The organism is Roseibium album, assembly GCF_965233825.1.
GTDB classification, from domain to species: Bacteria; Pseudomonadota; Alphaproteobacteria; order Rhizobiales; family Stappiaceae; genus Roseibium; species Roseibium album.
In genome coordinates this window covers 6,781,221-6,793,569 of record NZ_OZ247583.1, presented here as the reverse complement: position 1 = coordinate 6,793,569, position 12,349 = coordinate 6,781,221, and the positions used below count along the sequence as shown (strand labels likewise).

Annotated in this window: 12 protein-coding genes; 6 read left to right on the top strand and 6 right to left on the bottom strand. The window is 56.9% G+C overall.

The genetic code is table 11. The features are described 5' to 3' along the window. Window positions 1–191 precede the first annotated feature (191 nt). Window positions 192–1,124, bottom strand: coding sequence for a DMT family transporter (locus ACO6TI_RS31220; RefSeq protein ID WP_055113272.1), 933 nt, complete (start codon window positions 1,122–1,124; stop codon window positions 192–194). Window positions 1,125–1,226: 102 nt separating this feature from the next. Here ACO6TI_RS31220 and ACO6TI_RS31215 point away from each other — a divergent pair, with 102 nt between their 5' ends. Beyond that, entirely contained in the window at window positions 1,227–2,162 is a 936-nt protein-coding gene (locus ACO6TI_RS31215) for a LysR substrate-binding domain-containing protein (protein WP_055113271.1), read from the top strand. A 367-nt stretch (window positions 2,163–2,529) separates the two neighbouring features. Here the strand turns inward: ACO6TI_RS31215 and ACO6TI_RS31210 are convergent, their stop codons facing one another. Further along, window positions 2,530–4,032, bottom strand: a complete 1,503-nt coding sequence (locus tag ACO6TI_RS31210) for a winged helix-turn-helix domain-containing tetratricopeptide repeat protein (protein ID WP_422384050.1) — start codon at window positions 4,030–4,032, stop codon at window positions 2,530–2,532. A gap of 100 nt (window positions 4,033–4,132) precedes the next feature. Between ACO6TI_RS31210 and ACO6TI_RS31205 the strand changes: the two genes are divergently transcribed. From ACO6TI_RS31205 to ACO6TI_RS31195, 3 genes are all read left to right on the top strand, one after another. Further along, on the top strand, window positions 4,133–4,579 hold the full coding sequence (locus tag ACO6TI_RS31205; protein WP_158510348.1) for a DUF302 domain-containing protein: 447 nt from the start codon (window positions 4,133–4,135) through the stop codon (window positions 4,577–4,579). A gap of 211 nt (window positions 4,580–4,790) precedes the next feature. Next, a complete protein-coding gene (locus ACO6TI_RS31200; protein WP_422384049.1) occupies window positions 4,791–5,591 on the top strand; it encodes a glutathione S-transferase in 801 nt (266 codons plus the stop codon). Between the two features lie 93 nt (window positions 5,592–5,684). Beyond that, window positions 5,685–6,530 carry a c-type cytochrome gene (locus tag ACO6TI_RS31195; protein WP_209003425.1) on the top strand — a complete coding sequence of 282 codons (846 nt, stop codon included), beginning with the start codon at window positions 5,685–5,687 and terminating at the stop codon, window positions 6,528–6,530. 555 nt (window positions 6,531–7,085) lie between these two features. Here ACO6TI_RS31195 and ACO6TI_RS31190 read toward each other — a convergent pair. Together ACO6TI_RS31190 and ACO6TI_RS31185 are read right to left on the bottom strand one after the other, a co-directional pair. Further along, complete coding sequence (locus ACO6TI_RS31190) at window positions 7,086–7,502, bottom strand: DUF6855 family protein (protein WP_055113263.1); 417 nt, start codon at window positions 7,500–7,502, stop codon at window positions 7,086–7,088. Then, window positions 7,495–7,917: an SRPBCC family protein gene (locus tag ACO6TI_RS31185; protein ID WP_197000403.1), complete on the bottom strand. Its 423-nt coding sequence runs from the start codon at window positions 7,915–7,917 to the stop codon at window positions 7,495–7,497. Before ACO6TI_RS31185 ends, ACO6TI_RS31190 begins: the two co-directional genes overlap by 8 nt. A gap of 75 nt (window positions 7,918–7,992) precedes the next feature. Between ACO6TI_RS31185 and ACO6TI_RS31180 the strand changes: the two genes are divergently transcribed. Continuing rightward, window positions 7,993–8,619 (top strand): helix-turn-helix transcriptional regulator, encoded by a 627-nt coding sequence (locus ACO6TI_RS31180; protein WP_104701002.1) that lies wholly within the window; start codon window positions 7,993–7,995, stop codon window positions 8,617–8,619. Window positions 8,620–8,787: 168 nt separating this feature from the next. On the opposite strand, the gene ACO6TI_RS31175 is transcribed toward ACO6TI_RS31180, so the two are convergent. Further along, window positions 8,788–9,669, bottom strand: a complete 882-nt coding sequence (locus ACO6TI_RS31175) for a DMT family transporter (RefSeq protein WP_082442630.1) — start codon at window positions 9,667–9,669, stop codon at window positions 8,788–8,790. A gap of 488 nt (window positions 9,670–10,157) precedes the next feature. On the opposite strand from ACO6TI_RS31175, the gene ACO6TI_RS31170 reads away from it, so the two are divergent. Continuing rightward, a complete protein-coding gene (locus ACO6TI_RS31170; protein ID WP_422384048.1) occupies window positions 10,158–11,303 on the top strand; it encodes a fatty acid desaturase in 1,146 nt (381 codons plus the stop codon). Window positions 11,304–11,345: 42 nt separating this feature from the next. On the opposite strand, the gene ACO6TI_RS31165 is transcribed toward ACO6TI_RS31170, so the two are convergent. After that, a complete protein-coding gene (locus ACO6TI_RS31165) occupies window positions 11,346–12,296 on the bottom strand; it encodes an aminotransferase class IV (RefSeq protein WP_348315709.1) in 951 nt (316 codons plus the stop codon). Window positions 12,297–12,349 lie beyond the last annotated feature (53 nt).

The window sequence follows — 12,349 nt, the reverse complement described above, 5'->3', positions numbered from 1 at the left end:
GATTTCAAAAAGTGACGTGTTGTAACACTCCGCCGCGCCTGAAACGGTTGGGTTTTTGGAATGTGCGCGGTTCTTTTTGATGGTCGTGCTGCCTGTTCTGACCGGAAAGCTGCCCGCCTGAGCAGTTTTTCCGTGTCAATCTGTCAAGCTGAAAGATCGGGGCGACAAGTGTTCGCCAAGAGCATCAAACGTCAACGTGCCCTCCGTTTCAGCGCCAGTAATCCGGCCAGGACGATCAGGATCATGCCCGTTACCGATGCCCAGCCCGGTGACAGTCCGAAGACCAGGATGTCCCAGAGGGCGACAAACGCCAGATAGCTGTATTCAAAGGTCGAGATAAGGGCGGGCGGTGCAGCCTGATAGGCTCCTGCCAGCATCATGCCGATAACGATTGCAAGGCCTGCGAGCAGCAGGAGAACAAGCCAGTCCGTCCATTCGACTTCAGACCATTGGCCGAGAATATAGGGAAAGTCCCGGGCGAGGCCGCCCTGAGGCTTCAACCAGAGTAGCAACAGACTGACAATGACGCCGGCCGCCAGCATGACGATGGTCTGGGACAAGGCCAATGCAGGGAGGGGAGTGTTCTGACACTTCGCGCGTGTGGTGATGTGCGCCAGCGCATAAAAGCCGGCTCCGACAATCGGGAGGATCGCCCAGGCCGAGAAGGCGTCCGTGCCCGGTTGCAGCAGGACAATGACGCCTGCAAAGCCAAGCAGCACGCCCAGCAGGCCAAAAGGCCCGACGGCCTCCCCGATCGCGTAAGCGGACAGCAGCATCACGAAGACGGGTGCAATGTAATTGGCCGCGCCAACGGTCGACAGGCTCAGGAACGGGATCGCCGCGTAAAAGGCGAGAAACGTGGTCGTGATGAAGACCGACCGCAGAAGTGACCATTTCCCGAGTGCCGCGCGCAAAACGCCGCGATGGGTGTCCCTTACCCAGAGCAATGCAAAAAGCATCGGCACCGCAAGGATGCCGCGGAGCGCAAAAATCTGCCAGAGGGTCAGGTCGCTGCTGTGGAGTTTGAAAACGACATCCTGGATCGAGATCGTGAAGGCTGCCGCAACGATCAGCAAGACCCCGCCGGCAATGTTGTGCGGGCGGCTCTCTGCGCCGTGGCTCAAGGCAATCTCCTTGTCTCCGGGTGGGGTCGACCAGAACTACAGCGATGCCATTGATTTGTGTATCCATTGCAAACTGAAGTCATTATTTGGTAATTTCAAACAATGGAGCGCATACCCACCCATGGCATTGAAGTCTTCCTGACCATCGTTCGCGAAGGGTCCATGCGCGCGGCAGCGGCCGCGCTCGGGGTCGGAGCATCGGCCGTCAGCCTGCAACTGAAGGCGCTCGAAGACCGGCTCGGCATCGAACTCTTCTTCCGAACGACCCGCAGCGTTGAACTGACCGAAGCCGGAAAGATCTTGTTCGAGGCTGCAGCCCCGGCGCATCGTGATCTGACCTATGCGTTCAAGAAGACAAGGGAGATGGCCCGGTCCACCACGGGAACCTTGCGGCTGAGTCTGTCGCGCGGGGCCTATATGGCAGCGCTCGCACCCGTGTTGAAGGCGTTTCTGGCCGAGAACCCCGGTATCAAACTGGAGATTTCGTGGGATGAAGAACTGGTCGACATCAATCGCCAGGGGTTCCACGGCGGTATCCGCATGGGTGACGCGCTGAGCCCGGACATGATCGCGGTCCGCATCACCCCGCCGATCAAGTCGGTCTTCTTCGCCGCCCCGTCCTACCTCCAGGCCTTTGGGGCTCCCGAACACCCCCGTGATCTGCTGGATCATCAGTGCATCCGGCACCGGCACCCGACATCAGGCAAGCTGCGGGAATGGCGGGTAACGGAAGATGGCCAGGACATAAGCATAGATCCGCCGGCACGGCTGATCTTTGATTCAGCGGCGGGTGTCATTCAGGCAGCGCGTGAGGGGCACGGGATCGGCTGGTCGATGAAGGCAACGATGGCAGACCACCTGAAGACGGGCGAGTTGGCGACGCTCCTTGAGCCATTTGCCAGGGACCTGCCACCGTTTTATCTCTACTTTCCAAAGCAGAACAAACGTGTCGAGTGTCTCAGACTGCTCGTGAATTTCATGAAGACCCAGCTGAAAGAACGCCAAAGGTCCAATGCCGAGATTGCTGCGGAAAGGTGAAAGACAGGGTTGCCTGCCGGGTGCCTGACCTGCCGAAGACGAAAGCCAAGTTGACCATTTCAAAGCGCCGGATGCTCCGACGACGTGAACCACTTGTTCACGCTCAAATTCGCTCGTTTCAGTCATCAGCTGGGAAACCTGGCGAACAGGACCGCGACCGATGTTCATCGCAAGAGCGGCATTCCAGTCTGCATCAAATGAACCGATGGCATCCGTGGCGTCGGCAAACCCGGGCTGGTGTCAGGAGAGGTCGAGCATCGGAATTTCATTTCGTTGAAGAAGAAGCCGCGAGACGTTGCTGCCGACTAAGTGTTGCGCGTAAACTTGCTCACGGCCCAAACCACATGAAAAAGCGTTCAATGAAACTCTAACGCATTCCAGCGCCCGTAAGTGCTTCCGTCAGTGCGTCAACCTCTCTTCGAACCGGATATGGAAACATGCGTTTTGAATGGGCGAGACCATACCTGGGAGCGATCTCCCTGACCCTATCAACCATCTGCTGTGCTTCTTCAGCATCGCCGATCTCCCAAAGCGCACGCACCAACTGGATACGGGCAGGAATGAAACGCTCGACGCGATCAAGCACAGATCGAAAATGCCCTATGGCCGTCTCCTGTTCGCCAAGCAAAAGTTGGCGATGGCCTTGGGGGAATTCCCAACTGGGTGGCAAAAAACTGTCTTTTGAAGATACTGTGTCCAGAAGAGGGCCGGCCTCGTCCGGGCGTGCCAACCTGTTCATCGTTTCGCCATACGCCAAAAAAGCCTCGGAGTTATCCGGATCTCGGGTCAACGCGGCTTCAAATGCGGCAATGGATTCTTCCGGTCGCCCAAGATAACCCAGCACCCACCCAAGTCTTGCGTATCCGAGTGCTGAGTATTCGTCCCGTTGAATGGCCTCGCGGGCGAGGTTCTCTGCCGCATCAAGCGTTTTGTCGCTTCCGGGCAATCCAAAAACATACAGCGTTGTGCGGCAATATGCCTGTTGTGCGTATGCGTTCGCGAAGTCGGGATCGATCTCTGCCGCTTTCGTGAAATGTGACAAAGCGTTGACAAATGCCAGGGGTTCATAGCGAAAATAGGCGTAGCGCCCTTTTTGGTATTCATCATAGGCTTGAGAATTCAATGTGCCGCGCCGCTTTTGGGCCGGTCGGGAATGATCCGGCGCAAGCACGCCGAGCAGTCGATCGGCGATCAGATCATGGCCTGCCAAAAGGCTTTCCGGCGAGAGATCAAATGTCTCTGCCCAGGTTTGCCGTTGTCCATTTCCAGTCAGGATCACTGCGGTCACGCGCGTGCGCGATCCGCTTTTTCGGATATTGCCATCAACGATGTGGGTGACGCCGTAAACCTTTGCCGGAACAGTGTCCTTCAATGCTTGGGACGTGTTGTATGACAGCACGTTCAATGCTCCGTTTCGGGACAAGCCGTTGATCAGATCTTCCGCAAGTCCGTCCGCGAGATAGTTGAGCTGCGTTTCCTCGCCTGCAGACCGAAAAACGCGGATCAGGACTGTTGGTTTCGGCGCAGGAGGCTTTTCGGGTGTTTTGGAAATGACATCCGACACAAAGCGAAACCCTCGTCCATGGATCGTCTTGATGAAACTCCGGTCGCGAGCGGTATCGCCAAGCGCAATCCGAACGGCCTTGATCGCCCCCGAAATCGCCCAGTCACTGATCGCTCGGCCTTGCCAGATTTCCTCGATCAAATCGTCTTTGGAAACCACGCGATCCCTGTGACGAATAAGAAAGATCAGGATGCGTAGACTTTGCGGTTCAATGGCAACCGGGACGTCAGATTGTGTGAGTTCGCTGCACGCCTCATCAAGTGCGAAAGCACCGAAGGTCCAGACCTGAGAGTTATTTTGGGTCAAAAACATTCCTCCAAAAATCCTCCAGAATCCGGTTCTCACAGGGTCTAGACATTGGACGGTCCCGGTACCGCTCGGGAAAATGGACACCCAGGAGACAACCATGAAAACACTTATCGCACTAGCGCTTATCGCGACAACATTCGCAGGCACCGCCATGGCAGAACGTATCAATGTGGCAAGCAACGCAAACGTTGACCGATCGGTGCAGCGCCTGGTCGACGCGGTGGAAGGGGCAGGTGCACACGTTTTTACAAAGGTCGATTTTGCCCGCGGATCCGCATCGGTTGGCGAAGCCTTGCGCCCGACAACGGTCGTCATTTTCGGCAGTCCAAAAATTGGCGCCAAGGCACTGCAGCAAGGTCAGACCATGGCGCTAAATCTGCCGCTGCGGATGTTGTTTTTTGAAGATGCAAATGGACAAACCTGGGCGGTCTATGACGACCCGACAACGATTGCACCGTCTCATGGGCTTGCGGCAGATCACCCGGCGGTTTTGGCGATGAGGGGTGCATTGGAGAAATTCTCCGCAGCGGCCACGGGAGAATAGCCGCGCGCCAGATGGTGAAGCCTTCGCGCTTCACCATACCGGCCATTCGAGAACGCCGCAGTGTTTGCCAATAGGCTTTTGGTCGTCTTTCGTTGAACTGGTGACCAACGGCTGTTTCGGGCCGATCTTTCCATCATGACAGTAGGATTTGCTGGCCAACAAATGTTCGGACTATCCTTGGCATTAATGTGTCGGATATCGAGGAGGTTTCATGGCCGGAAAACATGTTGTTTATCACATACCGGTTTGTCCGTTTTCGCAAAGGCTGGAGATCCTGCTGGCGTTACGGGGCCTGGACGATGCCGTTGAATTTCGCGTGGTGGACATCACCAAGCCGCGGGATCCAGAGCTGCTGGCGAAAACCCGAGGGACAACAGCCCTACCTGTTCTGGAAACATCCGGAGGCGCAATTATCAAGGAAAGTCTGGTCATTCTTCGGTATCTCGACGAGGTGCTTGAAGGGCAGGCACTCCGGCGGAGCGCCCCTTTGGAACATGCAATCGAATCGATGCTGATCGCTCGTGAAGGCCCATTCACGATGGCAGGATATCTTTATGTCATGAACCAGGATCCAGGTCGCCGCAAAGAATACCGTGACAAACTGCTTGGCCTTTACCGGGACATTGATGGTTTTCTAATGGAGCACAATCCAAACGGAACGTATCTCTTCGACGATTTCGGACTTGCAGAGGCCGTGTTTACACCGATGTTCAAACGCTTCTGGTTCCTCGGCTACTACGAGGGTTTCGAACTTCCGGATGACAATGCATACGCTCGGGTGCGTGTGTGGTCAGAAGCCTGCATGTTGCATCCGGCTACCAAACAGGTGAGCGAAGAAGAGATCGTCAAGCTTTACTATGACTATGCGCTGGGAGCCGGCAACGGGGCTTTGGTCGCTGGCAGGGCCGTTTCGAGTTTTGCCTTTGAGCCAAAGTGGCAAGACCGCCCCTGGCCAGCAAGAGACAAGTATTCCGGAACAGCATCCGACGTGGAGCTGGGTTTGGCTGGCTAGACCAACCATGCAGCATTTCCTCTCTCCGATTAATGGTTTGCCATCCGTCGATCATTGCTCGTAAGCTTTTGTCTTGTGGAGGGGGAACACATCATGAAAGCGATTTTTCTATTTGGCGCACTGGGTCTTTTTATCATGCCGAGCATCACCTTGGCGGAACCAAGTGTTGATCGCGGACGCTATCTCGTCGAAGGTATTGCCGGGTGCGGCAACTGTCACACGCCCATGGGACCCAATGGGCCAGTCATGGACGCAAATCTGAGCGGGCGCCTTGTTGAAGAAAATCCCGCGTTCAAAGCAATTGCTCCGAATATTACACCGACGTCACGGATCGCCGGTTGGTCAGATGATGAGCTTGCACGCTCGATCCGGGAAGGTCTTCGTCCTGACGGATCCCTGATAGGACCACCAATGCCCTTTACGATGTATCGCGGTCTGTCAGACGACGACGTGATGAGCATGGTCCTTTACCTTCGAACGATCCCGGCGGTTGAAAATGACCCGGGTGAGAGCGAATACAAGATTGATTTGCCACCGGCATATGGGCCTCCCGTCGGCTCCGTGGCGCAGCCGGCTGAAGGTGTTACGATCGAGTATGGGCGATACCTGGCGGGTCCAGTTGCGCACTGTATGGAATGTCATTCTCCGATGAGCCCAAAAGGACCGATGGTGGAGACCCACCTAGGTGCGGGAGGCTTCGAATTTCATGGTCCGTGGGGTGTGTCGGTCGCCTCCAACCTGACGAGCCATGAAGATGGGTTGGCTGATTACACGGATGCCGAAATCAAAACGATGATCGTCGGAGGCAAGCGACCGGACGGAAAACCAATGCTCCCGCCGATGCCCTACGGCAATCTGGCACAGATGAGCGACGACGACCTCAGTGCGATAGTGCTCTACCTTCGAAGCCTTCCGCCTTTACCCGACTTCGAGGGTTAGCTCTGCATCGTTTCAGGCCGGTTAGAGACAGCTTATGCGGGGTGGCGGTAAGCCGCCTCGCGTGCTTGGCCATTTGCCGGAGAAGCAGACATTGACCGGCAAGGCGAGCAATGCCCGGAGAGGGCCGGAAGCGATTGCATGCCTGGGGCACGCGAATCTCAGCAACCGTCCCTAATGCGGAACCGGTCGTGAAGCCATGCACCACAAGCTCCATGTTTCGAATCAAACCACGCCAACTCGTGGCGGCCGTATCGATCCTCGTGCGAAGTCTCGGCCTTCGTCTCAAAACTTTCAGCAACCGACTGCAAATGCCAAATTACCCGACTGGTGATGGTTCTCCTTTTTGAACGCACGGACTTCCCGCAGGACTGGCTTCGAGATCCGGCCGCCGATCGCAAATGCGGCGAACGACCGGTCGCAACCGAGTTCAGCAAGAGGTTCCAGATTCACGTCCGTGACGTGGGGTATGCACCGGGTGCCTGAAGCTCAACAGCCTGTCCAGAAAACTGACATTTGTTGTCATGAAGGCAGATGACCGCCTGGATGACCACGCTCTCAGATCGCCCGTATCCGGTTGTTTCGAGCGTTGTGTTCCAGTTCGGCCAGTCCCAGGAGTTCCAGCGTCGGACCTACATAATTTGCGAAGCGACCGCGGTAACCCTTGCGCAGACCGTAGTAGCCGCCGACGGGGTTGTCCCTGGAACGCGCCCAGTCTTCCAGGGTTTCGGGTTTGGTCGGTTTTCCCTCGTCTGCGTTGCCGAGCGGCATCCAGTCTCCATGGCTTTTCAGCATTTCATGTGCATCTTCCAGAGCGCGGAGCTGATAGGAGAGGCGGGTCTTGCCAACTTGCACGACCAGAGCAGGCGGGTCGTTCGCTTCATCCTTCCAGACCTGGAATTCTGAGGTCAGCGGGGGGGTTTTCAAAATCCACGGATCTTCCGGCGTGCCCGAACCGTATACGACATCATCCATGATGCTCTGCCTTTTCCTTCAGTGCGTTAGCAAATTTTTCAAAACTCGTTGTCAGGTCCGGCATGGACTTCACGATCAGACCGGACAACAGACCGCTGAAGACTTCTTCCATGTCAAATCTCGTCGTCCCGCCAGCCGTCGACAAGGAGAATTTCCGGGTTCCCGTAAAGAGCCTCAACGGCATCCCCCCGCGCCAGACCATCGTGTGAGGGGGCTGGAAGTCGGTCACGGTTAGCGCAAATGCTCGCTTCGGTTCAATTTCGGACCAGAGCTTTATGCGGCTCCCAGCAGCAAGTGTGCCGTCGATCCGAAGAATGCCGAATGGATCCGGATCGCGCGGCAGGTCTTCGGTCAAGACCTGCCAGACCTCACTGATCGGGGCGTCGATGTCGATGGATTTCCTGTAGGTTTTCATGCCGCTCCTCTTGATTGACACAGGAACGCTTAAAGGAGGTAACATGACATCTTATGTCATGTTTGGAGATTTCTCATGCGCGCGGCCCGCTTGCTGCAAATCCTGCTTATCCTGCAAAACCGGGGACGGCAGACGTCGGTTCAGCTGGCAGAGGAGCTCGAGGTTGCCCCGCGCACCATCCTGCGCGACGTGGATGCCATGACCGAGGCCGGATTGCCGATCGTCGTCTACCAGGGCAATGGCGGCGGCATTGAGCTGGGGTTCAATTATCGCACGCGCCTGACGGGACTTGCTCAAGACGAAGCGACCGCACTTGGCCTCATTCTGTCGGCCGAGACACCCATGGTGTCTGCCCTGGGTCTGGAGAATGCGGCAAAGCGCGCCCAGGCGAAGCTGATCGAAAGCCTGCCGGACAAGACCCGGCTGGAAGTCAGGACAGCCACGGAGCAGTTTAGCCTGAACCGGAACACTGCGGTGGATGATCCGCGTGTCCGCGCCATGTCATTGGCGGTACGCGCCGGCACCAAGGTCAGGTTGCGTTTCGCAACACCGGACGAATTGTCAATCCACCCGGTCGGGTTGGCGCTGGATGACACGAACTGGTCCGTCAGGGATGATGTGACGCAGGAGTCGATACCGCTGGATGACTGGGGCCGGGTGAATATTTCCTCCATCAGGTTTCAGAGGAAAGACCCGGGCTGATCCATCCTCTTCCGGATTGTCATGCAGGCGAAGGCGGATATCCGGCAGACGTTTGCCAGACCGTGTTGTTTTTTCGCCGGTCTCATGGCGTGCCGGATCCCGGATCTCCCCTGCGCCTTGTTCGGGATGACAAGGTGGAGAGACGTGGCTGTTGTGTCGGAGGCCGGGCTAGCCCGACTGTTTCAGGACACGCTCACGCCACATCATGTAGAGACCCGAGAAGACGATCAGCGATGCTCCTGCAAGGACCGGGAGGCCAGGGCGCTCATCGAAGACCAGCACGCCCAAAATCAACATGAAGACGAGGCGGGCATATCGAAAGGGAGAAACGACCGAAATGCTGGTCGCGCGAATGGATGCGGTGAGCAGCAAATATCCCAGCGACCCCAGCAGGATGATGGAGATCAGCATCACCCAGTCTGCCTCCGGTGGCAGAAAATTGTCTCCATCCAGAAGGATCCAGGCCATGGCAAAAGGCAACGCCGCTACCGCCGAATAGGCAGCAAGGCTTGCGGACGCCATGTCGGGTGGCGTCATGCGTGTTGTCAGGTCGCGGACAGACAATCCAACCATCGAGAAAACCGCCCAAAGGGCCAGGGCATCAAAGCCTTCGGCACCCGGTTGAACGATGAGCAGAACTCCGGCAAATCCCAGGACAATGGTGCTCCAGCGCCGCCAGCTCACTTTCTCTCCGAGGAACAAGACGGCTCCAAGGGCAACCAGCAAGGGCGTCGCCTGGATTATCGCTCCTACCGCTGACAGCGGCACATGGGCCAAGGCCATAACCATGCCGACCATGGCAACGACTTCTGCGAGATAGCGAACCAGGAAGACGGGCGCGATTGCACGGCGATCAATCAGCCGCGCACCTTGCGCCTTGGCCATCAGGCAAAACATGACCGAGCCACCGGCCATCATCAGAAACATGATTTGTGCCGGAGCGACTTCTCCCGACACAAGTTTGATCAACGTGTCGGCCATTGCGAAGGCGCCCATGGACAGAACCATCAGGATGATGCCACGTGCATTCGCTTCTGAATTCTGTTGCATATCGCCTTTGTGATTCTCTGTTGGATTTTATCCTGGAACGCATATGGACCTAATTTCTCAAGGTCGGCAATGGTTGGAAAATGCACGCAACTGGAAAGGGCCTTCAGCGACGGTCCGTTCTGGATGTGGGAATGTCCGAATTCCCTGACTGAAGACCCCCAAGGCACCGGTCCGCTCGCGATGATGTCAAAACCAATCGGAACCTCGGTCCTTCTGTCGGCAAGCGCCTGCGGGCCGAGGTGGGCAAAGGTGCGGAGGAAAGCACCGTCACCGTTGCAGAGGGCTGAGATGTAGCAGCGTCTTAAACGCATTGGTTGAGCGCAGCCATTGGACGCGGGAAGACGAAAACGGGAAGGCGGCTTCGCAGCCTCAGGCGTTCAGTCTGCCTTTGACGCTGAAGTACGGCTGTCGTCACCCTTGGCGGAGCGGGGCGGAAATGGCTATGTTCGTTAGTGCAAGAGCGGATATTGGTGATGTGAGGGAGAGGGATGTCGTATCAGCCGTTATCGGAGGTCCGGGAAACCCTGAAGCCGCAATGGTATCGCTCGAAGATGCCGCCGGCCAGGTTTCGGGAGCTCTCCAGGCGCGACGACGCCAAGGGCTGGTTCCAGGCGGGCGGCCATTTCGCCCTCTTCTGCCTCACGGGTCTGGCGGTCTATCTGACCTGGGCGCTGAACCTTTGGTTTCTGTTCGCGATCGCGCTCTTTGCTCACGGCACCGTGGCGTCATTCTTCAAGGGTACCGCTGTCCATGAACTCGGCCACGGGACAGTGTTCAAAACCAAGTGGCTCAACGACTTCTTTCTCTATCTCTTCAGCCTGATTTCCTGGTGGAACCCGTTCGACTATGCCGCCAGCCATACCTATCATCATCGCTATACCCTGCATCCGGAAGGTGACCGGGAAGTCCTGCTGCCTGTGCACCCGAATGTGGGCCGGACGTTCCTGTTGCAGATGTTCACGGTCAACATCATGACCCAGCCGGGGAGGACATTCGGCAAGGGCGGTTTTGTGTCGGCCGTCTGGTTGACGGTACTGGACGCGCTCGGCAAGACCGGCCCGGTCGAGGTTCCGGCCAACGAATGGCTCGAGGCGCTGCATGAGGACCAGCCGGACCAGCACAGGAACTCGATCCGCTGGTCCAGGATCCAGCTGGCATTTCACGGCACCGTGCTCATTGTCGCGATGGTCACGGGTCTGTGGGTATTGCCGCTGATCATCACGGTGCCGAGTTTTATCGCCAACTGGCTGAGTTATTTTGTCGGGCTGACGCAGCATTGCGGATTGATGGAAGGCACGAATGATTTCCGCAAAAGCACCCGGTCCATTCGTCTGCCGAAATTCGTCGAATTTCTCTATTGGCACATGAACTGGCATGCCGAGCATCACATGTATGCGGGCATTCCCTGCTACAATCTGCCGATGCTGGCAGAAGAGATCAGGGACGACATGCCTGAACCGCGCACTCTTACGGGAGCCTGGCGCGAAATGCTTGACACCTGGGAACGGCAGAAGATCGACCCGGACTATGTATTCGACACGCCCTTGCCGGCGACCGCAAAAACCGAGAGACAGCAACCGCCGGAAGTTGAAGAAGGCTCGATTGGCGACCTCGCACCAAGAGGCTTGTCGTGAAGCCGCCGGTCCTGCGCACCAGACGGACTTTTTTGAACGGTGTCAGTCACTCTCCTTCATGGGATAGGAGACGGGCGTGCGATGCTCAGCGGCGTCGTGCATTTGCCAGTACATAGTCCTGATGTGCTTGTAAAGCTGGCCGATTGCGCCCGATCCGATCGACTTTCCGTCAATGCGTGTCACCGGCATAATCCCCCCGGCGGTTGACGTTATGAAGACCTCGTCCGCTGATCTCAGGTCCTTAACCGAAATGTCTTGAGACCGGCATGTGAGATCCATCCTTGCGCAGATATCGAAGACGGTCCGGCGGGTAACGCCCAACAGGATGCTTGTGTCCGGCGTGGTCACCAGGCCGTCCTTTACCGCGAAAATGTTGAAGCCGGGCCCCTCGGATATGTTGCCCTTGCCGTCAACCAGAACCGCCGTGTCCGCACCGCGTTCATAAGCAGCGTAAAGGCCTTTCACCAGGTCCAGCCAATGGTAGTTCTTCACGGTCGGATCGACCGAGCTCGGCGGAATGCGCAGGACATCTGTTATTGCCAGATGCAGACCGTGTTCCATCTGTTCCTCGTTGGCCACGGACCCGAACGGAAGGGCAAATGCGATGAGGCGGTTTTCAGAATTCCTCGGATCCCGGCTGAATTCCGGCGACGTTCCCCTGGTGCAGATCACCTCGACATAGGCGTTCCTGAACCCGGACAAGGCCACGCAATTGCGGAGAACCTCCGTAACCTGTTCCTTGTCGTAGCCGATGGACATATGCAGTTCGTCCATACCGCGAAAAAAGCGGTCCAGGTGATCCTGCAGTCTGAAAAACGAGCCGTTCCACACATGAGCCACATCATAGGTCGCGTCCGAGTGGAGAAATCCGTAGTCCAGAACCGAGATTTTTGCCTCGTTCATCGGCAGATACTGGCCGTCCATATATGCCACTCCCGGCGGGTAGGCGCGGTGATCGATGTGACGTAGGGACAATTCAGGCAGTTTGCGCATGATCAGGCCTTCGATTGGTGCAATGGGTTCCTTGGCAAAGACTAGCGAAGAAA

Bases quoted from the DNA above. Each gene is read 5' to 3' on its own strand.
- ACO6TI_RS31170 (WP_422384048.1), top strand. From the start codon at position 10,158: ATGTCGTATCAGCCGTTATCGGAGGTCCGGGAAACCCTGAAGCCGCAA.
- ACO6TI_RS31205 (WP_158510348.1), top strand. From the start codon at position 4,133: ATGAAAACACTTATCGCACTAGCGCTTATCGCGACAACATTCGCAGGC.
- ACO6TI_RS31215 (WP_055113271.1), top strand. From the start codon at position 1,227: ATGGAGCGCATACCCACCCATGGCATTGAAGTCTTCCTGACCATCGTT.
- ACO6TI_RS31165 (WP_348315709.1), bottom strand. From the start codon at position 12,296: ATGCGCAAACTGCCTGAATTGTCCCTACGTCACATCGATCACCGCGCC.
- ACO6TI_RS31185 (WP_197000403.1), bottom strand. From the start codon at position 7,917: ATGAAAACCTACAGGAAATCCATCGACATCGACGCCCCGATCAGTGAG.
- ACO6TI_RS31190 (WP_055113263.1), bottom strand. From the start codon at position 7,502: ATGGATGATGTCGTATACGGTTCGGGCACGCCGGAAGATCCGTGGATT.
- ACO6TI_RS31195 (WP_209003425.1), top strand. From the start codon at position 5,685: ATGAAAGCGATTTTTCTATTTGGCGCACTGGGTCTTTTTATCATGCCG.
- ACO6TI_RS31180 (WP_104701002.1), top strand. From the start codon at position 7,993: ATGCGCGCGGCCCGCTTGCTGCAAATCCTGCTTATCCTGCAAAACCGG.
- ACO6TI_RS31200 (WP_422384049.1), top strand. From the start codon at position 4,791: ATGGCCGGAAAACATGTTGTTTATCACATACCGGTTTGTCCGTTTTCG.
- ACO6TI_RS31175 (WP_082442630.1), bottom strand. From the start codon at position 9,669: ATGCAACAGAATTCAGAAGCGAATGCACGTGGCATCATCCTGATGGTT.